The sequence below is a fragment of the Mesorhizobium sp. WSM4846 genome, from assembly GCF_055811415.1.
In genome coordinates, this window is sequence record NZ_JBVVPZ010000022.1 from 65,595 (window position 1) to 87,283 (window position 21,689).

Annotated in this window: 19 protein-coding genes and 1 pseudogene; 4 read left to right on the top strand and 16 right to left on the bottom strand. The window is 61.9% G+C overall.

Translation table 11 applies throughout. The features are described from left to right. Positions 1-295: 295 nt before the first annotated feature. Positions 296-576 (bottom strand): annotated as a pseudogene (locus AC0L15_RS19165) (type II toxin-antitoxin system RelE/ParE family toxin). Between the two features lie 6 nt (positions 577-582). After that, a complete protein-coding gene (locus AC0L15_RS19170) occupies positions 583-819 on the bottom strand; it encodes a transcriptional regulator (protein WP_287282700.1) in 237 nt (78 codons plus the stop codon). A gap of 394 nt (positions 820-1,213) precedes the next feature. Here AC0L15_RS19170 and AC0L15_RS19175 point away from each other — a divergent pair, with 394 nt between their 5' ends. Next, positions 1,214-2,746: an acyl-CoA carboxylase subunit beta gene (locus AC0L15_RS19175; RefSeq protein WP_287248017.1), complete on the top strand. Its 1,533-nt coding sequence runs from the start codon at positions 1,214-1,216 to the stop codon at positions 2,744-2,746. Between the two features lie 35 nt (positions 2,747-2,781). Here AC0L15_RS19175 and AC0L15_RS19180 read toward each other — a convergent pair whose 3' ends face one another. Both AC0L15_RS19180 and AC0L15_RS19185 read right to left on the bottom strand, forming a co-directional pair. Continuing rightward, positions 2,782-4,785, bottom strand: coding sequence for a hypothetical protein (locus AC0L15_RS19180; protein WP_473496770.1), 2,004 nt, complete (start codon positions 4,783-4,785; stop codon positions 2,782-2,784). Beyond that, positions 4,782-6,314: an NAD(P)H-hydrate dehydratase gene (locus AC0L15_RS19185; protein ID WP_287248021.1), complete on the bottom strand. Its 1,533-nt coding sequence runs from the start codon at positions 6,312-6,314 to the stop codon at positions 4,782-4,784. The genes AC0L15_RS19180 and AC0L15_RS19185 overlap by 4 nt, the downstream gene beginning before the upstream one ends. Before the next feature lie 437 nt (positions 6,315-6,751). Here AC0L15_RS19185 and AC0L15_RS19190 point away from each other — a divergent pair, with 437 nt between their 5' ends. Both AC0L15_RS19190 and glnA read left to right on the top strand, forming a co-directional pair. Beyond that, positions 6,752-7,090 (top strand): P-II family nitrogen regulator, encoded by a 339-nt coding sequence (locus AC0L15_RS19190; RefSeq protein ID WP_006205430.1) that lies wholly within the window; start codon positions 6,752-6,754, stop codon positions 7,088-7,090. A gap of 54 nt (positions 7,091-7,144) precedes the next feature. Further along, the gene (gene glnA / locus AC0L15_RS19195) at positions 7,145-8,554 is read left to right on the top strand and encodes a type I glutamate--ammonia ligase (protein ID WP_287248022.1); all 1,410 of its coding nucleotides are present in this window, start codon (positions 7,145-7,147) and stop codon (positions 8,552-8,554) included. A 145-nt stretch (positions 8,555-8,699) separates the two neighbouring features. Here the strand turns inward: glnA and AC0L15_RS19200 are convergent, their stop codons facing one another. Continuing rightward, positions 8,700-9,740: a glutamine synthetase beta-grasp domain-containing protein gene (locus AC0L15_RS19200; RefSeq protein WP_023799266.1), complete on the bottom strand. Its 1,041-nt coding sequence runs from the start codon at positions 9,738-9,740 to the stop codon at positions 8,700-8,702. Positions 9,741-10,057: 317 nt separating this feature from the next. Here AC0L15_RS19200 and AC0L15_RS19205 point away from each other — a divergent pair, with 317 nt between their 5' ends. Next, the gene (locus AC0L15_RS19205) at positions 10,058-10,252 is read left to right on the top strand and encodes a DUF2735 domain-containing protein (RefSeq protein ID WP_027154025.1); all 195 of its coding nucleotides are present in this window, start codon (positions 10,058-10,060) and stop codon (positions 10,250-10,252) included. Positions 10,253-10,344: 92 nt separating this feature from the next. On the opposite strand, the gene AC0L15_RS19210 is transcribed toward AC0L15_RS19205, so the two are convergent. From AC0L15_RS19210 to rpsM, 11 genes are all read right to left on the bottom strand, one after another. Then, positions 10,345-12,231 carry an MFS transporter gene (locus AC0L15_RS19210; protein ID WP_287248029.1) on the bottom strand — a complete coding sequence of 629 codons (1,887 nt, stop codon included), beginning with the start codon at positions 12,229-12,231 and terminating at the stop codon, positions 10,345-10,347. A 260-nt stretch (positions 12,232-12,491) separates the two neighbouring features. Beyond that, positions 12,492-13,283 carry an ATP12 family chaperone protein gene (locus AC0L15_RS19215; RefSeq protein WP_287248030.1) on the bottom strand — a complete coding sequence of 264 codons (792 nt, stop codon included), beginning with the start codon at positions 13,281-13,283 and terminating at the stop codon, positions 12,492-12,494. An 11-nt stretch (positions 13,284-13,294) separates the two neighbouring features. Further along, entirely contained in the window at positions 13,295-14,209 is a 915-nt protein-coding gene (locus AC0L15_RS19220; protein WP_287067831.1) for a DMT family transporter, read from the bottom strand. 11 nt (positions 14,210-14,220) lie between these two features. Continuing rightward, complete coding sequence (locus AC0L15_RS19225) at positions 14,221-15,201, bottom strand: RluA family pseudouridine synthase (RefSeq protein ID WP_287248032.1); 981 nt, start codon at positions 15,199-15,201, stop codon at positions 14,221-14,223. Between the two features lie 133 nt (positions 15,202-15,334). Next, entirely contained in the window at positions 15,335-15,712 is a 378-nt protein-coding gene (gene crcB, locus AC0L15_RS19230; protein WP_128169094.1) for a fluoride efflux transporter CrcB, read from the bottom strand. A 67-nt stretch (positions 15,713-15,779) separates the two neighbouring features. Further along, positions 15,780-17,090 (bottom strand): replication-associated recombination protein A, encoded by a 1,311-nt coding sequence (locus tag AC0L15_RS19235; protein WP_287248033.1) that lies wholly within the window; start codon positions 17,088-17,090, stop codon positions 15,780-15,782. A gap of 51 nt (positions 17,091-17,141) precedes the next feature. Then, complete coding sequence (locus tag AC0L15_RS19240; RefSeq protein ID WP_287248034.1) at positions 17,142-18,629, bottom strand: DegQ family serine endoprotease; 1,488 nt, start codon at positions 18,627-18,629, stop codon at positions 17,142-17,144. Positions 18,630-18,824: 195 nt separating this feature from the next. Beyond that, positions 18,825-19,256, bottom strand: coding sequence for a 50S ribosomal protein L17 (gene rplQ, locus AC0L15_RS19245; RefSeq protein ID WP_287248035.1), 432 nt, complete (start codon positions 19,254-19,256; stop codon positions 18,825-18,827). A gap of 144 nt (positions 19,257-19,400) precedes the next feature. Continuing rightward, a complete protein-coding gene (locus AC0L15_RS19250; RefSeq protein WP_023799278.1) occupies positions 19,401-20,411 on the bottom strand; it encodes a DNA-directed RNA polymerase subunit alpha in 1,011 nt (336 codons plus the stop codon). A 207-nt stretch (positions 20,412-20,618) separates the two neighbouring features. After that, positions 20,619-21,008: a 30S ribosomal protein S11 gene (gene rpsK, locus AC0L15_RS19255; protein WP_023799279.1), complete on the bottom strand. Its 390-nt coding sequence runs from the start codon at positions 21,006-21,008 to the stop codon at positions 20,619-20,621. A gap of 160 nt (positions 21,009-21,168) precedes the next feature. Next, positions 21,169-21,537, bottom strand: coding sequence for a 30S ribosomal protein S13 (gene rpsM, locus AC0L15_RS19260; RefSeq protein WP_023799280.1), 369 nt, complete (start codon positions 21,535-21,537; stop codon positions 21,169-21,171). Positions 21,538-21,689 lie beyond the last annotated feature (152 nt).

The following is a 21,689-nucleotide window of genomic DNA, read 5'->3' on the forward strand; positions in this document are numbered from 1 at the left end:
AACCTGCCGTCGAAAAAACTGTCATGAAAACGACAAGGCGGGCGGACGTTATCGTCCGCACGGCTGCGCTGTCGTGCCCGCAGGCATCATGCCACGGGGCTTTTTCGCCGCCTTGCCGATATGTCGGAAAGAGGGAAAACAGACGCAACCAGTCTCATTCGTCGAGAAGGCCGGATAGTCCGGCCCAAGCGCCTATGCCGCCGCATATGGCCCAGTTCGCCGCGAAATGCAAGGGCCGTCATGTTGCAGCGCAGCGAACCAGTCAAGAAGAGCAGCCGTGAACGTCTGCTCAAACTTAACCCGGCCATTCCCTCGCCCCATGCTGGACGAACAGAACTTCTATTTGAGTGTCTTTCACCCGATACGCCACGCGTAGGGAGTGCCGGAAATCACCAGTTCACGAGTGCCTTTAATCTCGCCGACACGTCCGATAAACGGATTGGCAGACAACAGCCGAGCAGTTTTTGAATGAATGTCATTGACGAGGCGGGCGGCAGCACGCGGGTTACGCTGGCCGATGTAGTCGCCGATTGATGCAAGCTCGATCAGATAGTGTCGAGTCCAGACAATTCGCACCGACCGCTATGCCTGACCATATTTGTTGAGAACCGCCGCAATCTCTTCTTCGTTTGCGAAGTCTCCACGGTCGGCGGCCTCGATCCCCGCCTGAACACCGGCGACCCACTTTTCCTGCCACGCCAGAGAACGGCCATGGGACAACGCGTCCTCAATGATCTGATCGCGAGTCAGGGTTGAGCGCGAGGCCAATATGTCGATCCGGCGGTTCAAATCCTCGGATATTTCTATGCTGTTTTTCATGAGTTCAGTTTGCCATATCCGGCGAATGCCTGCCAAGAAGTTAGTTGTGTGCGTCAAGTTCTGCAAAAAATGGCGTGGCATTCAGCGGTGACGTTTGCGTGTCCGCCGCGCAGCCCCCGTGTTTAGCGGAGCGGCGGACATGGCGGGCCGCGTCTCAGGCGGCCAGTACCCTCAGGTTCTCCTTCTTGTGCTCGCGCAGATGATCCATGTTGAGGTAGCGGGGGGCGCTTGGTAAGCCGCACCTAACAGACGGCCAGCTATGCCCGCCAGCGTATCGAGATCGGCGGCGAAAGCACGCCAGCGTTGCGAAAACAAAGCAGGCCGAAAAGCCGCGCTTGCGCTCCCTTGCCGCCATGATTACCACAAATCAGCTTTCCGTTTTGGGGACCGAGCGATGAAGGACGTGCTGAAGGAACTCGAGCGCCGCCGCGCCATGGCGCGCATGGGCGGCGGCAAGGCCCGTATCGACGCTCAGCACAAGAAGGGCAAACTCACCGCGCGCGAACGCATCGACGTCTTTCTCGACGAAGGCTCGTTCGAGGAGTTCGACATGTATGTCGAGCATCGCTCGACCGATTTCGGCATGGAAAAAACCAAGATCGCCGGCGACGGCGTCGTCACCGGCTGGGGTACCGTCAACGGCCGGCCGGTCTATGTCTTCGCCAAGGACTTTACCGTGTTCGGCGGCTCGCTGTCCGAAGCCCACGCCGAAAAGGTGGTCAAGGTGCAGGAGATGGCGCTGCGCAACCGCGCGCCGATCATCGGCCTCTACGACGCCGGCGGGGCCCGCATCCAGGAAGGCGTGGCAGCACTTGGCGGCTATGCCGAGATCTTCCAGCGCAATGTGCTCGCCTCCGGCGTCATCCCGCAGATTTCAGTGATTATGGGCCCCTGCGCCGGCGGCGACGTCTATTCGCCGGCAATGACCGACTTCATCTTCATGGTGCGCGGAACCTCTTATATGTTCGTCACCGGCCCGGACGTGGTGAAGACCGTCACCAACGAGACGGTAACCGCCGAGAGCCTCGGCGGCGCCTTGGTTCACACGACGAAGTCGTCGATTGCCGATGGCGCTTACGACAATGACGTCGAGGCGCTGCTGCAGATGCGCCGACTGGTCGATCTGCTGCCTGCCTCCAACACGGCTGAAATCCCCGAGATCGAATGTTATCAGTCGGTCATCGATGACGATCTGTCGCTCGACCGACTGATCCCCGACAATGCCAATAAACCCTACGACATCAAGGAGTTGATCCTTAAAGTTGCCGATGAGGGTGATTTCTTCGAGATCCAGCAGGATTTTGCGAAAAACATCGTCACCGGTTTCGGGCGCGTCGAAGGGCGCACGGTTGGCTTCGTCGCCAACCAGCCGATGGTGCTGGCCGGCGTGCTCGATTCGGACGCCAGTCGCAAGGCGGCGCGGTTCGTGCGCTTCTGCGACTGTTTCTCGATTCCGATCGTCACCTTCGTCGACGTGCCAGGCTTCCTGCCCGGCACCGCACAGGAATATGGCGGCCTGATCAAGCACGGCGCCAAGCTCTTGTTCGCCTATGCCGAAGCGACCGTCCCGAAGATCACCGTGATCACCCGAAAAGCCTATGGCGGCGCTTATGACGTGATGGCGTCGAAGCATCTGCGCGGCGACATGAACTATGCCTGGCCGACGGCGCAGATCGCAGTGATGGGCGCCAGGGGCGCGGTCGAGATCATCTATCGCAAGGACATCGGCGATGCGGAGAAGATCGCAGCTCATACAAAGGCTTACGAGGATCGCTTCCTGTCGCCCTTCGTCGCCGCCGAGCGCGGCTATGTTGACGAGGTGATCATGCCGCATTCGACCCGCCGCCGCATTGCGCGTGCGCTGCGCATGCTGCGCAACAAGGATATGCAGAACCCCTGGAAGAAGCACGACAACATTCCGTTGTGAGGCGCTGATGTCGCGAAAGCGACCACCGCAAAAGCTCACTCCGCTTCCGCGGCGCCGAACCCAGCGCCCATCGTCGCGCGGACGGCTCCAGACCACGGCGTGGCATGATTGTCGATGCGCATCTGGAAGATAAAATAGGTTGGCGAGCAGAAACCGACACCTTTCACCTTGCCGATACCGGGCGTATCGGGCGGCAGCGATTGGCACATGTAATCTTCGCGGCAGAAATGGTCGGCCGAGCAAGCCGGCCGGTTGCCGCGGTTAACGGCGCCGCCCAAGCACTGGTCGAAATTATTGGTCGCCACGCAGATGTCGAATTTCTTGCCGCCGACCAGGCCGCAGATCTCGTTCGGCATCGGCTTGCCCGGCTTGAAGCCGGCAAAGGCACGGTCCTTGTCATTGCATCCGCGATAGGCGATGCCGGCCGGCACACCGATCTTCGGCGGCCGGCAGGTGTAGGCGGTGCGCGACATGTCGGTGGCGAAGGCAGAGAACTGGCCGGTAATGCTGTAGCGGTCATTGAAAGGCTGCGTGCCGTTGCTGGCGATCGAGCCGGTCAGGCATGGATGGCCGGAAAACATCTTTTCGCTGTCCTTGGGCAGCAGGCATTGCGCCAGTTTCGTCCGCACCCCCGATGCCGTCGCCAGCGCCGTGCAGACGGTGCCGCCGCCGCATTGCCAGGTCGCGCCGAAGCGGGCCGCATCCTCCGGCATCAAACACGGCATCGCCTTCCCGGCCGGTGCGTAAGCGACCTCGCGGGCGTCTTTCCATGCGGCCGGCGGCGCGAAGGACAGCGGGCGGAGGCGGTTCGGCTCCTTGCCGTCGGCGGTCGCACGCAGCCAGGCTTCGCGCCGCGGCATCTCGGCATGAAGATGCGGCGAGATGCCGACCTCGATGCGGTTCAGCGGCGATGTCGTCTTGTCGTCGAGGCCGATGAAATGGAAACCGGCGGTCGAACCAGCCTGATGACAACCCTGGCAGGCGCCATTGTCGAGCCGCTCGAACAGCGCTTCCGGCGTGCGCAGCAGCTTCAGCGCGGAATAGTCCAGCCCGGAAAAATCCGCGGGCTGGAACAGCGGCGTGAACGGGTGATTGGCCTGCCTTGCGCTGCCGAAAGTCGACCACGAGACGACTTTCTTGGCCAGGAATTCATCCGGGATTTCGTAGACGCCGAGATCGACCGCCGCGACATTGGCGCTGATATAGTCGGAAAGTTTTGCTTTCAGCGCGGCGTCGTCGGCAAGCCGCGCCAAGTCGGGCGTGTTTTCCAGCGGCTTTTCGCTGACCGTCTCTCCACCGACGCCAAAAATCCGCATGAGGTAGGCAGCCTGGCCGCCAAATTCGGTCTCCTGGCCGGAGGGAAAGCGCACAATCTGGGCGTTGAGCTCGAGCTGCTTGAAGCTCAGCCCGGCCCTTTCAAGCGGCCCGCCGATGAGCCAGCCGATATCGATGGTCTCATCGAGCTGCGGCGTCCAGCGTCCGGCAACGCCGACGCAGCCGCCATCGGCGTCCGGCGCGGCGCTATAGATGGCATTGAAATTGAACGGCAAGCGCGAGGCCAGAACCTTGCCGTTTTTCTTGAAGCTGTAGGCAAGGCGGTAGATGAAACGGACCTCGCCGCAGCCCCCATCGCCTCCTATTTCGGCGAAATCACGCCGATCGAGCCGGTTGACGACACCGACCAGCCGAAAGCGCGCGGCGTCGGTCTTCAGCCAGCGCATGTCGATGATGCGGCCGACATTGCCGTCGGTGACTTCGTAGAGCGACCGCCCGCCAGCCTTCATCTCGGCGCGCAGCGCGGCGACATCGCCGGCAATCGTTTCGATGATCCGATGATAGGCCGGCGCCCTGTCGTAGAGCGTCTTCAGGTCGCCCTTGCCGTCGACATCGAAAATGCCGGCGAAATCAAAACCCCTGGCGTCGAGAGCGGCCAGCACGGCCGGATCGTCGACGATCATCACCGGACCTTCGGCGCGCGCCAGGCTGGCCAAGAAAAAATTGGCGAGAATCACGGCGATCAGGGCGAGCCGACGGTTCATTCAGCGGTTATCCCGTTGCGATTTTCGGCAAGCTCGCGCAGCACCGGCACCAGCGCCAGCGGCAAGTCTTCAGCGATCAGCCCAGGTCCGAAACGGCTGCCGGCCTCAGCATGAATCCAGACCGCCGCGCAGGCGGCTTCGAAAGCCGGCATGCCTTGTGCCAGGAGGCCGGCGATGATGCCCGACAGCACGTCGCCCGAACCGGCGGTGGCCAGCCATGGCGCGCCGTTGCCGTTGATCGCCGCCCTGCCATCGGGCGCCGCGATCACCGTGTCCGCGCCCTTGTAGACGACGATGGCGCCGACACGCGCGGCGGCAGTGCGCGCCTTGGCCAGCTTGGACAGGGTCTTGTCTGCGGCGATGTCCGCAAACAGCCTGGCGAATTCGCCCTCATGCGGCGTCAGCACCAGCGCTGGCGCGTTCAGACGACGGGCGGCTTCGAACAGAACGTCGGGCGTATCGCGAAACGAAGTGATGCCATCGGCATCGAGCACCAGCCCGTCGACCTTGCCGTCTTGCCGCCCCCCGGTGGCCAGTACGCCAAGGGCAAAATCGCGTGTTTTCTCGCCAACGCCAAATCCGGGTCCGAGGACAAATGCCGATGGCCGGCGGCCCTCGATGAATTCCTGCACGTCCGCGATGCTGTCGGCCTTTTTCAGCATGATCGAAGTCAGATGCGCGGCATTCACCTGCACGGCATTCGCCGGCGACAGCACGGTCACCGCCCCTGCCCCGCTTCTGGCCGCGGCAAGCGCCGACAGCCGTGCGGCACCCGTCGCCGATGGCCCGCCGGAAAAGACGCCGACATGGCCGCGCCTGTATTTATGCGCGTCGACTGCTGGGACCGGGAAATTTTCGAGCCAAATCGGCGGGATGTTCTCGAAGGTGAGCGGTTCAAGCTGAGCAACGATATCGTCGCTAATGCCGATATCGGCAAGCACCAGCTCGCCGCACATCCCGCGCCCCGGCAACAGCAGATGGCCGGGCTTTTTTCGCGCGAATGTTACCGTGAATTGGGCGCGGAATGCCTGGCCGAGAATCTGGCCACTGTCGCCTGACACGCCTGAGGGCAGATCGACCGCGACGACAGGCAGGTTCAGTTCTGTCGCAACCTCGACCGCCCTGGCGGCATCACCGGACAGCGGCTTGGACAGCCCCGCCCCATAAAGCGCATCGACCAGGATCGAACCTTTATCGGCAGCAAATTCCGACAGCGGCCGTGGACTGACCCGGCATTCCGACGCGGCGAGCGCCGCGTCGCTGTCGGCTTTGGGCGAGCCGGATGCCCACAGCAACACGTCGACGGCGCTGTCCCTTAGAATGCGGGCGACGACATAGCCATCGCCGCCATTGTTGCCAGGCCCGCACAGCACGTGGACGCGCCTGGCAGCCGGAAAATGGGCGAGCACCACCGCAGCGACTGCGCCACCTGCATTGCGCATCAGGACAATGCCGTCGAATGATCCGGCGGAAATCGTCAGCCGGTCGGCCTCAGCCATTTCGGCCGGAGACAGAATTTCATTGCTCATGGATGCCGATCCGCATTGGCTCAAGCCGATCCTGTGGTCAAACTCCGTTCCTTGTGGTCAAACCCCGATCCCTGTGGTCAAACCCCGATCCCTGTGGCCAAACATTGTCCAGTTTTCGGTTCGAAGCAAACGGCGATGAAATGGCACGATCTGTAAGCACATCGTTAGGGACAATGGCGTCCTCGAAGCACAATTGCCCGCGAAATGCTCTATCTGCCCAATTATTGTGCGGACGGTAGCGTCGACAATGTGTAGGTTCCCAGTATCCATGACGCAGCCAATGCAGCGAATGACGCGAATTTAGCCCTCAACGCGGCATGGCATCGAAATCGCGTGATACCGCTTCGAATCCCCTCAAATTGGCACAGTTCGTGCTTGAAAGAGGCGCAAGCGGGGCTCACAACCCGTCTTTTTTGACAGTGGAGGCCACTTTTTACATGAAAAAGATCGAAGCGATTATCAAGCCGTTCAAGCTAGACGAAGTGAAGGAAGCGCTTCAGGAGGCCGGGCTGCAGGGCATCACCGTAACGGAGGCCAAGGGTTTTGGCCGGCAGAAGGGCCATACCGAACTCTATCGCGGCGCTGAATATGTCGTGGATTTTCTGCCCAAGGTGAAGATCGAGGTCGTGCTCGGCGACGACGCGGTCGAAGGCGCGATCGAAGCCATTCGCAAGGCGGCCCAGACCGGCCGCATCGGCGACGGCAAGATCTTCGTCTCCAACATCGAGGAAGTCGTGCGCATCCGCACCGGCGAAACAGGGATGGACGCGGTCTGAGGATTCTGATTTCAGATCATCTCCTCGAAACGTCATCAGACAGGGAAACATGACATGACGACAGCCAAAGACATCATGAAGCAGATCAAGGACAACGACGTGAAATTCGTTGACCTGCGCTTCACAGATCCGAAGGGCAAGCTGCAGCACGTGACGATGGATGTCGTTGAGGTCGAGGAAGACATGTTTGCCGACGGCGTCATGTTCGACGGGTCCTCCATCGCCGGCTGGAAGGCGATCAACGAGTCCGACATGGTGCTGATGCCCGACACCGAGACGGTGCATATGGACCCGTTCTTCGCGCAGTCGACCATGGTCATCCTGTGCGATATCCTCGATCCGATCTCCGGAGAATCCTACAACCGCGACCCGCGCGGCACCGCCAAGAAGGCTGAAGCCTATATGAAGGCGGAAGGCATCGGCGATCAGATCTTCGTCGGCCCGGAAGCCGAGTTCTTCGTGTTCGACGACGTCAAGTACAAGGCCGATCCGTACAACACCGGCTTCAAGCTCGACTCCACCGAATTGCCGTCCAACGACGACACTGACTACGAGACCGGCAATCTGGGCCACCGCCCGCGCATCAAAGGCGGCTATTTCCCGGTGCCGCCGATCGACTCGGCGCAGGACATGCGCTCCGAAATGCTGACCGTGCTCGCCGAAATGGGCGTGCGTGTCGAAAAGCACCACCACGAAGTGGCCGCTGCCCAGCACGAGCTCGGCATCAAGTTCGACACGCTGGTCCGCAACGCCGACAAGATGCTGATCTACAAGTATGTCGTGCACCAGGTCGCCAACGCCTACGGCAAGACGGCCACCTTCATGCCGAAGCCGGTCTTCGGCGACAACGGCTCGGGCATGCACGTCCACCAGTCGATCTGGAAGGGCGGCAAGCCGACCTTCGCCGGCAATGAATATGCCGGCCTCTCGGAGAGCTGCCTGTTCTACATCGGAGGCATCATCAAGCATGCCAAGGCCATCAACGCCTTCACCAACCCGCTAACCAACTCCTACAAGCGCCTGGTGCCGGGCTATGAAGCGCCGGTGCTGCTCGCCTATTCGGCCCGCAACCGCTCTGCCTCCTGCCGCATTCCATTCGGCTCGTCACCGAAGTCCAAGCGCGTCGAGGTCCGCTTCCCCGATCCGGGCGCCAACCCCTACCTCGCCTTTGCCGCCATGCTGATGGCCGGGCTCGACGGCATCAAGAACAGGATCCACCCGGGACAGCCGATGGACAAGGATCTCTACGACCTGCCGCCTAAGGAACTGAAGAAGATCCCGACCGTCTGTGGTTCGCTGCGCGAAGCGCTGCAGAGCCTCGACAAGGACCGCGGCTTCCTGAAGGCCGGCGGCGTCTTCGACGACGACCAGATCGACAGCTACATCGAGCTCAAGATGGCCGAAGTGATGCGCTTCGAAATGACCCCGCACCCGGTCGAGTATGACATGTATTATTCGGTCTGAGCGGACGAGCTAAGCGACAAACTAAACCCCGCCGGAGCGGTCCGGCGGGGTTTTTGTTGGGGATGGCGAACACTCACTGACAAAAGGCCGACGCGACGGAGAGCAGTCACGGCGCAGACACTCAGTTCCGCGCCGTGACGAGCGCTCAAGCGGCGGCCGAAACCTCGGCGCTGGTCGGGACGGAGGCGATCGTCTTCAGGATCTGCGAAGCGATCTGGTAGGGGTCGCCCTGCGAGTTCGGGCGGCGATCCTCGAGATAGCCCTTGTAGCCGTTGTTGATGAACGAATGCGGCACGCGGATCGAGGCGCCGCGATCGGCGATGCCATAGCTAAACCTGTTCCATGGCGCGGTCTCATGCTTGCCGGTCAGACGCTTGTCGTTGTCCGGGCCGTAGACGGCGATGTGATCCATCAGGTTCTTGTCGAAGGCTGCCATCAGCGCCTCGAAATAGTCCTTGCCGCCGACTTCGCGCATATAAGCGGTCGAGAAGTTGGCGTGCATGCCGGAACCATTCCAGTCGGTGTCGCCGAGCGGCTTGCAGTGGTATTCGATATCGATGCCGTATTTCTCGGTGAGGCGCTGCATCAGGTAGCGGGCCATCCACATCTGATCGGCGGCCTTCTTGGAGCCCTTGCCAAAAATCTGGAATTCCCACTGGCCCTTGGCCACCTCGGCGTTGATGCCTTCATGGTTGATGCCGGCGGCAAGGCAAAGGTCGAGATGCTCCTCGACGATCTGCCTGGCGACGTTGCCGACGTTGCTGTAGCCGACGCCGGTGTAGTACGGGCCTTGCGGCGCGGGGTAGCCGCTCTCGGGGAAGCCGAGCGGGCGGCCATCCTTGTAGAAGAAATACTCCTGCTCGAAGCCGAACCAGGCGCCCTCGTCGTCGAGGATGGTGGCGCGCTTGTTGGATGCATGCGGCGTCACGCCGTCCGGCATCATGACTTCGCACATGACGAGCACGCCATTGCTGCGCGCGGGATCCGGATAGATGGCGACCGGCTTCAGCACGCAGTCGGACGAGTGGCCTTCGGCCTGCATGGTCGAGGAACCGTCGAAGCCCCACAACGGAAGCTGGTCGAGCGTCGGGAATTCGGCATATTCCTTGATCTGCGTCTTTCCACGAAGGTTGGGAACCGGGGTGTATCCATCGAGCCAAATGTACTCGAGCTTGTATTTCGTCATTCTAGCCTCTCGTTGCTTTGATCACCGAACCTTGGACGGCGCCGGCATGCCAGCCACCCTGCAGCCGACCTGCCAGATTATTAAAAAGCAATTCGTGTGCCATTCTCGCCGGCCAAGGATGCGACAAAACTGACGCCGCATCCCGACAAATCCGCTGCCGCGTAATCGCAATGCGTCCGGATCAATCACAAGCATTTTCTGCATAAATAACAGGCAGATACTGATCTTTTTATAATCATATTGCCTAACTGGATTGCAGAACCTATCTTCGGGAAAGATTGAATCGGCAAGGCTCTGCACAAGAAGGGAGACCGACAATGGAAATCACTCCTACCCGTCAGTCGGCCAAAATCCTGATGTTTCCGGTGGCAGCGCGCGCTTCTGCCTCAAATTTAAGCGGAAAGGCTAAGTTCGCGGCAGAACTTGCTTCATTGCGCAACCGTACGGATTTCGGAAGTGGCTGGTATCACGAAGCGGCCATCGAGGAAGAAAAACAGGACCGGAACAGCTAAACCATTCCTCCGCATCGCTTTTGACGAATTGCAAAGCAAAGCCCGGCGCGATCGCTCGCGCCGGGCTTTTCATTTTTGCTGTCAGGCGAGGATCAGGTCTTGGCGTGCAAGTCCGTTCCCAGCGTATCCCTAACAAAGATCGTACCGATGATCAGCGACATCGCCGCGATCACCACCGGATACCAGAGGCCGTAATAGATATCGCCGCTGTAGGCGCTGAGCGCGAACACCGTCGCCGGCAGCAGGCCGCCGAACCAGCCATTGCCGATGTGATAGGGCAACGACATGCCGGTATAGCGGATGCGGGTCGGGAACATTTCTACCAGGATCGCGGCGATCGGTCCGTAGACCATGGTCACGTAAACGACCAGGATGAACAGGACGACGATGACCTTTGCCCAGTTGACCTGTTCAGGGTCGGCAAACATCGCAAAGGCGCCTGCCGCCGGGACGTTGTAGACGGTGATCTCGGGCACCGTCGCGGCCTCATCGGCCGTCAGCAGCTTGTCCTTGACCGCCCGGTCGGCCGCAACCGTCGTCTTGTCGCCGGCGCGGATTGCGGCGGCGTCGAGCTTCAGTTCCGGATTGGCCGCTACGAAGGCGTCGAGCTTCTGGTCGGCGACCTTGGCCGCACCACGCTTCAGCGGATAGCCGCCGTCCCGCAATGCAATGTTGATTGCCTTCTTGAACGCGGCGTCGCTTGAAGTGGCCTTGTCTGCGGCTGCCACGGCATCGTAGGACGTCACCGTTGCGGTGCCGATCTTGACACTGGCCGCGGTCCCCGGTGCCGCTGTCGTGACAATGTCATAGGGCACCGAGCTCTTGGCAAGGAAGTCCGTCGCAATATCGCACGACGTCAAAGGCTTGCGCGTTCCGGTCGGATTGAACTGGAACTTGCAGTCGCCAGGCGCGGCGGTAATCGTGGCACGGGTGTTTTGCTGTGCGGTGGCGAGCGCCGGATTGGCTGCCCAGGTCAGCGCCTTGAACAGCGGGAAGGTGGTGACGATCGCCAGCGCCAGGCCCGCCATGATGATCGGCTTGCGGCCGATCTTGTCGGAGAGCCAGCCGAACACGACAAAGAAGATCGTGCCGAGCGCCAGCGCGATGGCGATCATGATGTTGACCGACTGGCCGTCGACCTTGAGCACGTTCTGCAGGAAAAACAGCGCGTAGAATTGGCCGTTGTACCAAACCACGGCCTGGCCGGCAGTAAGGCCGAAAAGCGCCAAAATGGCGATCTTGGCATTTTTCCACTGTCCGAAGGCTTCCGTCAGCGGCGCCTTGGAGCCCTTACCCTCGTCCTTCATCCGCTGGAAGGTCGGCGATTCGGCAAGCGACAGGCGAATCCAGACCGATATGCCGAGCAGAATGGCTGAGAGCAGGAATGGAACACGCCAGCCCCAGGCCTCGAAATCCTCCTTGCTCAGCGAATTTTGCACGATAAGGATGACGACCAGCGACAGGAACAAGCCGAGCGTCGCCGTCGTCTGGATCCACGATGTGTAGAAGCCGCGACGGTCGTCGGGCGCATGCTCGGCCACATAGGTCGCCGCACCGCCATATTCACCACCGAGCGCCAGGCCCTGCAGCATTCGCAGCGCAATCAGGATAATAGGCGCTGCAATGCCCCAGCTTGCCGAACCAGGCAGCAGGCCGACCAGGAAGGTCGACAGGCCCATGATCATGATGGTGACGAGAAAGGTGTATTTGCGACCTACGAGATCACCGATGCGGCCAAACACCAGCGCGCCGAACGGGCGCACGAGGAAGCCAGCGGCGAAAACCAGCAGCGTAAAGATGTTGCGCGTCGCTTCCGGATACGAGTTGAAGAATGTCGAGCCGATCGCTGCCGCCAATGCGCCGTAGAGATAGAAATCGTACCATTCGAAAACGGTGCCGAGCGAGGAAGCGAAGATGACTTTCTTCTCTTCCCGCGTCATTCCGCGGCTTGCTCTGCCGGCGGTCGCTGCCATTGCCATGAATTCGTCCTCCCGTGACATCTCGCTGTGCTTGATGCTGCGCGGTGTCGCCTCTGGACACGAACTCGGGCAGCTATCGCCGCGAGAAGTGACAGAAAGCGCCGCCCAGAGGCAGCCCGTCTTTGGGATTATGACTTTGGTCCAATGGATCGGCCCGAACATCGGAATCGATGTTCGGAAAGCACGATGCATAGTGCGCCCAACTGGACGCACGTCGCTCTGATGAGCAAGACGAAACGAATTGAGGGGGGCGATTGCCGTCAGCCCTTGAGCGCCTCGAGGAGACCGACGGCGGCCATCATGTCGCGCTTGCGGTGGGCACGGCGGGCGACGGCTTCCGCGTCATGGCCCCAGTGCTCGGCCTGCCAGTCCTCGTCGACATGGCCGGCGGCCCATGCTGCCTCGCCGTCGATCTCGCCGAAATCGACGGCCAGCGCCAGCAGTGCCGATCCCGTCAGCGACGTCATGACGTGGATGGCGGCAAGCCGGAGCGCGTCGGCACGCTGGGCAAGATGAACGCCGAGCACCGCGATGCTCTCGCGCGGCTGCTCGACATGGATCACCCCTTCGGCGAGTTGAAACCGGGCGCCGAGCGCGCTCCGCGCCCAATCGATGACGGGGTCCCAATATTCGTTCTGCCGATCGACGAGCCCTTGGGGGGCTTCGGCGCGATAGCAGAGCAGGTCGGACGAGGCAAAGCGCAGGATGTCTTCCAAAACCGCCTGCGGGTCGCTGGCGACGCCGTCGATAGCCGTGTTGACCAGACGCATGACCGGCATCGTCATCGGGTCGATCGTCTCGCCTTGCGCAGCGAACTCGCCGGCGACCAGAGCGGCGGCTTTTTCGGTCGGCAGGATCAGAAGCGCTTTGCCCGGCGTACGGACCGGCTTGCCATCGAGATGAACCGCAAAACCAGCTTCGGCCGGTGCGACCGAGACGGTTTTGTAGAAGCGTTTCGGCAGATGCGTCTTCATCTGGATCTGGGCACGGCGTACCGGATCCGGATCGGAAAGCTGCTTTCCCGCTTCGAGGTCGTTGAGAATATCGCGCATGCCGGAGCCTTTCATCCGGGGATCTGTTTTCGGGCCGGCCGATTCACAATGATCAGACCGGCTGCGATGAGGCCGAGTGCCAGGAAAATACGGATGGTCAGCGGCTCGTTCAAGAAGATGGCGCCGCACAGAACGCCGAACACCGGCGAAAGAAAGGTGAAGCTCGACAGGCCCGATGCCGGATAGCGCCGCAGCAACCAGAACCAGAGCACATAGGTGAAGGCGACGATGTAGACCGCCTGGAAAAGCAAGGCCAAGGTCGGCAAAGCGGCGAAGTCGCGGACGGGCGGCCCGGCGAAAGGCAGCACCAAGGCGCCGACCATCGCAGCGCCGGCCAGTTGGTAGAGCAGCAACTTCTCGGCGCTCGTTTCCGCCAGTTTCGTGCGCTTGATGACGATGTAGGTCAAAGCCCACAGAATGCCGGCGCCGAGACTGAGCAGATCACCAATCAGGGTCGCACCGTTATCGGCGCTCAACTGGTCGGAGAACACCGCGACCAATCCGGCGAAAGCGAGCAGAAGGCCGACGAGCCGGCGCGCGGTGATGCGTTCGTTGAGCAGGAAATGCCCGCCGACCAGCACCCAGAACGGCATGGTGTTGACCAGCAAGGTGTTGCGCGCGACGGTCGTCTGTTCGAGCCCGACATAGAGAAACAGGAACTCGAGACCAAAAAGCGCGCCTGCCAGAATGCCGGCGACAAGGGTTCCGTCGCGGGTAAAAAGCGCAATGCCGCGCCAGCGGCACCAGACGAGAACGCACAGCCCGCCGATGACCGACCGTGCGATCGACAGGAAAACGGGATCGTAGCCGGCATAGGAGATCTTGGCGGCGACGTAGTTCAGCCCCCAGGAAAAGGTCAGCCCGACCATGATGGCGGCGGCGGCCATGTCGACCCTGTCGCGACGGTCGAGCGTATCTGTGGCCATGCCCACTGGAACTAGTCCTCCGCGCTGGCGTCGTCGAAGCCGATCAGGTTCCAGCTCTGGCGCATATGCGGCGGCATCGGTGCGGTGACGTCGATGAAACCCTTGTCGGGATGCGGGATGACGATGCGGCGCGCGTGCAGATGCAAGCGGTTCTGCATGCCGCCGGGAAAATCCCAATTGGTATCGGCCTCGAAATATTTGGGATCGCCGATGATCGGGCAGCCGATGTGAGCGGCATGGACGCGAAGCTGGTGGGTGCGGCCGGTATAGGGTTCCATCTCCAGCCAGGACAGGGTCTGCGCCGCCTGCTCGACGATCCGGTAATAAGACACTGCGTGGTCGGCGCCCTTTTCGCCATGCTTGGCGACGCGCACGCGGTCGCCGTCGGGCGTCGGTTCCTTGATCAGCCAAGTCGAGATCTTGTCCTCGCGCTTCGGCGGCACGCCCTTGACCAGCGCCCAATAGGTCTTCTTGGTCTCACGCGCCCGGAACGCCTCGGCAAGCTTCATGGCGGCGAGCCTGGTGCGGGCGACGACCAGCACGCCTGACGTGTCGCGGTCGAGCCGGTGCACCAGACGCGGTTTCTCGCCCTTCTGGCTGCGCCAGGCTTCCAGCATGTCGTCGACATTGCGGGTGACACCTGAGCCACCCTGGACGGCGAGGCCGGCCGGCTTGTTGAAGACAAACACTTTTGGATCTTCATGGATCAGCATCTTGGCCAAAACGTCGGCGTCGCCCTGGTTGCGAATCGAGTGACCGGTGAGCGGGCTCTCGCCCTTCTTGTCCACTTCGAGCGGTGGGATGCGAACCGTCTGGCCCGGCTCGACGCGGGTATCGGCCTTAACCCTGCCGCCATCGACACGGATCTGGCCGGAGCGCAGCAGTTTTTGCAGATGGCCGAAGCCAAGGCCCGGAAAATGGGTCTTGAACCAGCGGTCGAGCCGCATGCCCGCCTCGCCGGCCTTCACCGTGATCTGTTCTACGCCTGCCATTGTCTCGTTTTTACCCGTTTCCAGCGCATGACCTGAAATCGATCTTCGGAAAGGGTCATGCGCAAATCAAAAAGCTACAGCGTCCTTGGCGCGCCCTGAGGGGCACGCGGCGCTGCAAGCGGGGGCAATAGCATTAAGGCAGGCTTCTTGCGAGCCAAAGACCCAGAAACAGGGCAATGATCGCGCCAATGAGGCTGGCAAGGGCGTATCCGAACGCCGGCAGCGTCGCGCCGCGCTCCCACAGCGTCGCGAAATCGAGCGAAAAGGCGGAGAAAGTGGTGAAGCCGCCGAGGATGCCGGTGGCGACGAACAGCCGAAGCTCGTTCGATCCGCCGTAGCGCCGCGCCAGGGTCGTGATGAACAGGCCCATGGCAAAGGAGCCGACAATGTTGATCGCCATCGTGCCCCAGGGAAAACTCGGGCCGACAAGACGCAGCGCAACGAAATTGACGACGTGGCGGAGCCCGGCACCAATAGCGCCGCCCGCAGCAACGAGGAGGAGATTGATCATCGCCGTTTACTGCCCTTACAGGGTGGCTCGGTCAATCCCTGCCCCTGAGCGGGAAGGTAGCGCGAGCCTACTTTTGCCGCTCGCTGCGCAGCTTCGCCCAATAGTCCAGCCGTTTCCTGATATCGCGTTCGAAACCGCGCTCGGGCGGATCATAGAATTTACGGCGGCCCATCTTTTCCGGAAAATAATCCTGTCCGGAAAAAGCGTCCGGCTCGTCATGGTCGTAACGGTAGCCGGCGCCGTAATCTTCTTCCTTCATCAGCTTGGTCGGCGCGTTGAGGATGTGTTTGGGCGGCAGCAATGAGCCGAACTCCTTAGCCGCCTGTGTGGCGGCCTTGAAGGCGGTGTAGACGGCGTTGGATTTGGGCGCGCTGGCGAGATAGACCGTGGCCTCGGCGAAGGCGAGCTCGCCCTCTGGCGAGCCCAGATAGTCGTAGGCGTCCTTGGCGGCATTGGCGACGACCAGCGCCTGCGGGTCTGCCAGCCCGATATCCTCCATCGCCATGCGCACCAGGCGGCGGCCGAGATAGAGCGGATCCTCGCCGGCATCGAACATGCGGGCGAGATAATAGAGGGCGGCGTCGGGGTCGGAGCCGCGCACCGATTTGTGCAGCGCCGAGATCAGATTGTAATGGCCGTCCTGGCCCTTGTCGTAGATCGGCGCGCGGCGCTGGACGATGCGCTGCAGGCCCTCGCCGCCGAACACCTCGCCTGACTTGGCGGCGCGCCAGACCTCTTCGGCCAGCGTCAGGGCAGCACGGCCATCGCCATCGCTCATGCGGACGAGCATCGCCCTCGCCTCGTCGTCGAGCGGCAGCGCCCTGCCCTCGGTCTCCTCGGCACGGGCCAGCAGTTTTGCGATGCTGTCCTCACCGAGCGAATGAAAGACCAGCACGCGCGCGCGGGACAGTAGCGCGGCATTCAGCTCGAAGGACGGGTTTTCGGTGGTGGCGCCAACCAACACGACGGTGCCGTCTTCCATCACAGGCAGAAAACTGTCCTGCTGGGCGCGGTTGAAGCGATGGATCTCGTCGACGAAGAGCAGCGTCTGACGGCCGTTGGTGCGGCGCAGCTTCGCCGCCTCGAACACTCTCTTCAGGTCGGCGACTCCGGAAAACACCGCCGATATCTGTTGGAACGCAAGGCTGGTTTCGCCGGCAAGCAGCCGCGCGACCGTGGTCTTGCCCGTCCCGGGCGGCCCCCAGAAGATCATCGAGCCGAGCGAGCCGGAGCCGATCAGCCGCGTCAGCGCGCCGTCGGGTCCGGTCAGATGCTCCTGGCCGACGACCTCGCTGAGGTTCTGCGGGCGCAGCCGGTCGGCCAGCGGCCTGCCGGGCGGCGCCTTTTCCGGTTCATCGACACTGAACAGATCGGCCATGCACGTCTTTTCGTTGGAGCGCGATCTCGTCCGAAGGATCGACGCTCGGGCTCAGTAACGCAACACCTGGCGCAGTATCTGCCCGCCGCGCTCGACGGTAAAGCGCCACCAGCGCGTCTCCTGCATGGCTGCCTGCTCCAGGGTCGCCGCGGTATCGATGGTCAAGCCGTTGACCTCGCGAACGATGTCGCCCGGCTGGAAGCCGAAACCGGCTGCGGGCGAACCGCGATTGATGTCGATCACCGTAACACCCTTGACGTCCGTGCGAATGCCGAGCCGCTGGGCGAGCCGCGGCGACAGTTCCGCAACCTTGGCACCGGAGAACGGGCTGCGACCGCGCAGCGTCACTTCCGCGAGTTTCGCACCTTCCGGCGCACGCTCCAGCGCGATGTCCATCGCCGCTTGCTGGCCTTTGCTCAGAACGGCGAAGCTGGCATTGGTGCCGATCGACAGCGTGGCCATCCGGTAATCCAGCGCCTCGATGCTCTCGACCGGCGTACCATTGAGCGACAGCACGACGTCACCGGCCTTGAGCCCCGCCTTGGCCGCCGGCCCAGCTTCGTCGATGGACGAAACCAGTGCCCCGGTCGGCGTCTCGAGACCGAGCGATTCGGCGATTTGCGGCGTCACGCGCTCGAATTCGGCGCCGATATACGGCCTCTCGAAGAAGTCGCGCCCGGCCTTGGCCGCATCGGCAAACGCGCGAACCATATTGGAGGGAATAGCAAAGCCGATGCCGATCGAGCCACCGCTGCGGCTGTAGATCGCCGTGTTGATGCCGACCAGTTGGCCACCCATGTTGATCAGCGCACCGCCGGAATTGCCGGGATTGATCGCGGCGTCGGTCTGGATGAAGAAACTGGAATCGGAAACGCCGATGTGGCTGCGGGCAAGCGCCGAAACGATGCCGCTGGTGGTGGTCTGGCCGACACCGAAGGGGTTGCCGATGGCCAACAACAGGTCGCCGACCTCGAGCGCGTCGGAATCGCCGATGGCGACGACCGGAAATGGCTTGTCGGCGGAGATCTTGAGCACGGCGAGGTCAAGCGTCTCGTCCTTGAGCAGCACCTTGCTGTCGAATTCACGCCCGTCCGCGGTGGCGACCTTGACCTGATCGGCGTCCTTGATGAGGTGGAAATTGGTGACCACTATGCCTGTCGGGTCGACCAGCACGCCGGAGCCGAGCGAGGACTGCGCACGCGGCTGCGAACGGCCAAAAAACTCTTCGAAGAACGGATCGCCGTCGAAGGGCGACCTCAGCCTGGCCGTTTGCGAGGCATAGACATTGACCACGGCCGGCGCCGTCTGCTTGACCAGCGGCGCAAACGACAGCTGCATCTCCTCGCGGCCGAACGGCACGCGCTTGTCTGGACCGGAGGTGGCATTTTCGCCTTCGGCGCCGCGCAACATGTCGGTCAGCACGTCGGACAGACCGGGATCGGCCTTGGTGTCCTGAGCCAGCGCCTGCCTGGCGGCCGGCACGACTGCCGCCGCCGTCAAGGCGCAGAGTAGAACAAGGGACATCCGTTTTACGCGCATTCCGAATCCTCCGGGGTCGGGCGCCATTGTCCCGACGATTGTGCAAAATGAAAGGCTAAGTCGATGTAATCGAATTATTCTCGAGGAAAAGACATGGGCTTAAGTCAAGACAGTCCCCGCAATGCTCCCTACCGCTTCCAGAACGCACAAAAGGGCCCGCAGGCCCTTTTGAACTCGTTGAGGGAAAACCGAAGCTTATGCGGCTGCGGCTTCCTCGTCGGAGCCTTCTGCCTCGATGCGGGCACGGTCGCCGGCGCCCTTGGCCGAGGTGTCGCGATCGACGAACTCGATGACCGCCATGGCGGCATTGTCGCCGTGGCGGAAGCCCGCCTTCATGATGCGCAGATAGCCGCCGTTGCGGGTGGCGTAGCGCGGCGCGATCGTGTCGAACAGGCGCTTGACGACGCCTTCATTGCCGATCTGGGCAATCACCTGGCGGCGGGCGTGCAGGTCGCCGCGCTTGCCGAGCGTCACCAGCTTCTCGACGATCGGACGCAAATCCTTCGCCTTCGGCAAGGTGGTGAGGATCTGCTCATGCTCGATGAGCGACACGGCAAGATTGGCAAACATCGACTTGCGGTGGCTTATGCTGCGGGCGAACCGGCGGCCTTTAAATCCGTGGCGCATGGCTCTTCTCCTGGTGTTGTGGGCGGTTGGCCCGGCTGTTTCGTTTTGTGAATAGTCAATAGTGAATGGTGAATGGAAGGGCTCTACCTCTCCGAAGTCGCCGACCGACGACCATTCACCATTTCACCATTCTCAATTCACCGGTCAGTATTGATCTTCGTAGCGCTTGGCGAGGTCTTCGATGTTTTCCGGCGGCCAATCCGGCACTTCCATGCCGAGGTGCAGGCCCATCGCCGCCAGGACTTCCTTGATCTCGTTCAGCGACTTGCGGCCGAAGTTCGGGGTGCGCAGCATCTCGGCTTCGGTCTTCTGGATCAGGTCGCCGATATAGACGATGTTGTCGTTCTTCAGGCAGTTGGCCGAACGCACCGAAAGCTCGAGCTCGTCGACCTTCTTGAGCAGCGCCGGGTTGAAGGCAAGCTCTGTCACCTGCTCGGCGGCGACTTCCTTCTGCGGCTCGTCGAAATTGACGAACAGGCCAAGCTGGTCCTGCAGGATGCGGGCGGCGAAAGCCACCGCGTCCTCGCCCGAGATCGAACCGTCGGTGTCGATCGTCATGGTCAGCTTGTCGTAGTCGAGAACCTGGCCCTCGCGGGTGTTCTCGACCTTGTAGGAGACCTTCTTGACCGGCGAGTAGAGGCTGTCGACCGGGATGAGGCCGATCGGCGCGTCTTCGGCGCGATTGCGGTCGGCCGGAACGTAGCCCTTGCCGGTATCGACGGTGAACTCCATGCGGATTTCTGCGCCCTCGTCCAGCGTGCAGATGACGTGGTCGGGATTGAGGATCTCGACGTCGCCGACCGTCTGGATGTCGCCGGCCAGAACAGCGCCCGGTCCCTGCTTGCGCACGACCATGCGCTTGGGGCCGTCACCTTCCATGCGGATGGCGATTTCCTTGATGTTCAAGACGATGTCGGTCACGTCCTCGCGCACGCCGGCGATGGACGAGAATTCATGCAGAACGCCGTCGATCTGCACGGCGGTCACAGCCGCGCCACGCAGCGAAGACAGAAGCACGCGACGCAGCGCGTTGCCGAGGGTCAAACCAAAGCCGCGCTCGAGCGGCTCGGCGACCAGCGTGGTCAGCGTCTTCTTCTTCGAAGAGAACTCGATCTTGTTCGGCTTGATCAGTTCCTGCCAATTTTTCTGGATCATGATGCTTTCCTTCCGTTGACCCGCCACCATCCAATCGTGGCGGGCGACCTGGAATGCCGTGGAGGAACGCTCCTGGCGTTCGCGCGGCGTTCGGTAATTTTCTTCCCTAAAGCGCGTAGCGCTTCAGGTCTCTGTTCTTATGCCTGTCGTTGCCCCAAACCGCTGCGATCTCGGTTCAGGCCCGAGGCACTGCTTGGGCGACAATCTTTAGACGCGGCGCTTCTTGCGCGGGCGGCACCCATTGTGCGGGATCGGCGTCACATCACGGATCGAGGTGATGGTGAAGCCGGCTGCCTGCAATGCGCGCAGCGCCGATTCACGACCGGAGCCGGGTCCGCAGACCTCGACCTCAAGCATGCGCATGCCGTGTTCCTGGGCCTTCTTGGCAACGTCCTCGGCAGCCATCTGGGCAGCGAACGGGGTCGACTTGCGAGATCCCTTGAAGCCCTGGGCTCCCGCCGACGACCAGGCAATCGAATTGCCCTGCGCGTCGGTGATGGTGATCATCGTGTTGTTGAAGGTCGAGTTGACGTGGGCAACGCCCGACGAGATATTCTTGCGTTCGCGACGGCGAACACGTGTGGCTTCCTTGGCCATGATGGGTCCTTTCAGTTGATCTCTACACCGCCGTAATGCCAGCGGCTCCACCTTCGTAAGGGAGTAGGGAAATAGGGCAGTAAGGGAGTAGGGAAACGCGCAATCCAATTGGCGGCTGTTCCCTACTGGCCTTACTCCCCTACTCCCTTATTCCCCTAAATTACTTCTTTTTGCCGGCGATCGACTTGGCCGGACCCTTGCGGGTGCGCGCATTGGTATGCGTGCGCTGGCCGCGAACCGGCAGCGAGCGGCGATGACGCAGGCCGCGGTAGCAGCCGAGGTCCATGAGCCGCTTGATGTTCATCGACACTTCGCGGCGCAGATCGCCCTCGACCTGGTAGTCACGGTCGATCGTCTCGCGGATCTGCAGCACTTCCGCGTCGGTCAGCTGGTTGACGCGGCGCTCGGCCGGGATGCCGACCTTGTCGACGATCTCCTGGGCGAAGCTCTTGCCAATGCCGTGAATGTACTGAAGCGCAATGACGACGCGCTTGTTGGTCGGAATGTTGACGCCGGCTATACGAGCCATGTTCTTCTCTTCTCCATGTGGGCCGGACAAGCCGGCGCTATCAAAATTGCCCCGCGTCCGGTGGAGGCCGGCCCATGCGGGAGTTTCCAGTTCAAAGCGGCTGCCTTGCCCTTGCGGGCAAGCAAGCCTCATGCCTGATAGGAAGACGGGCC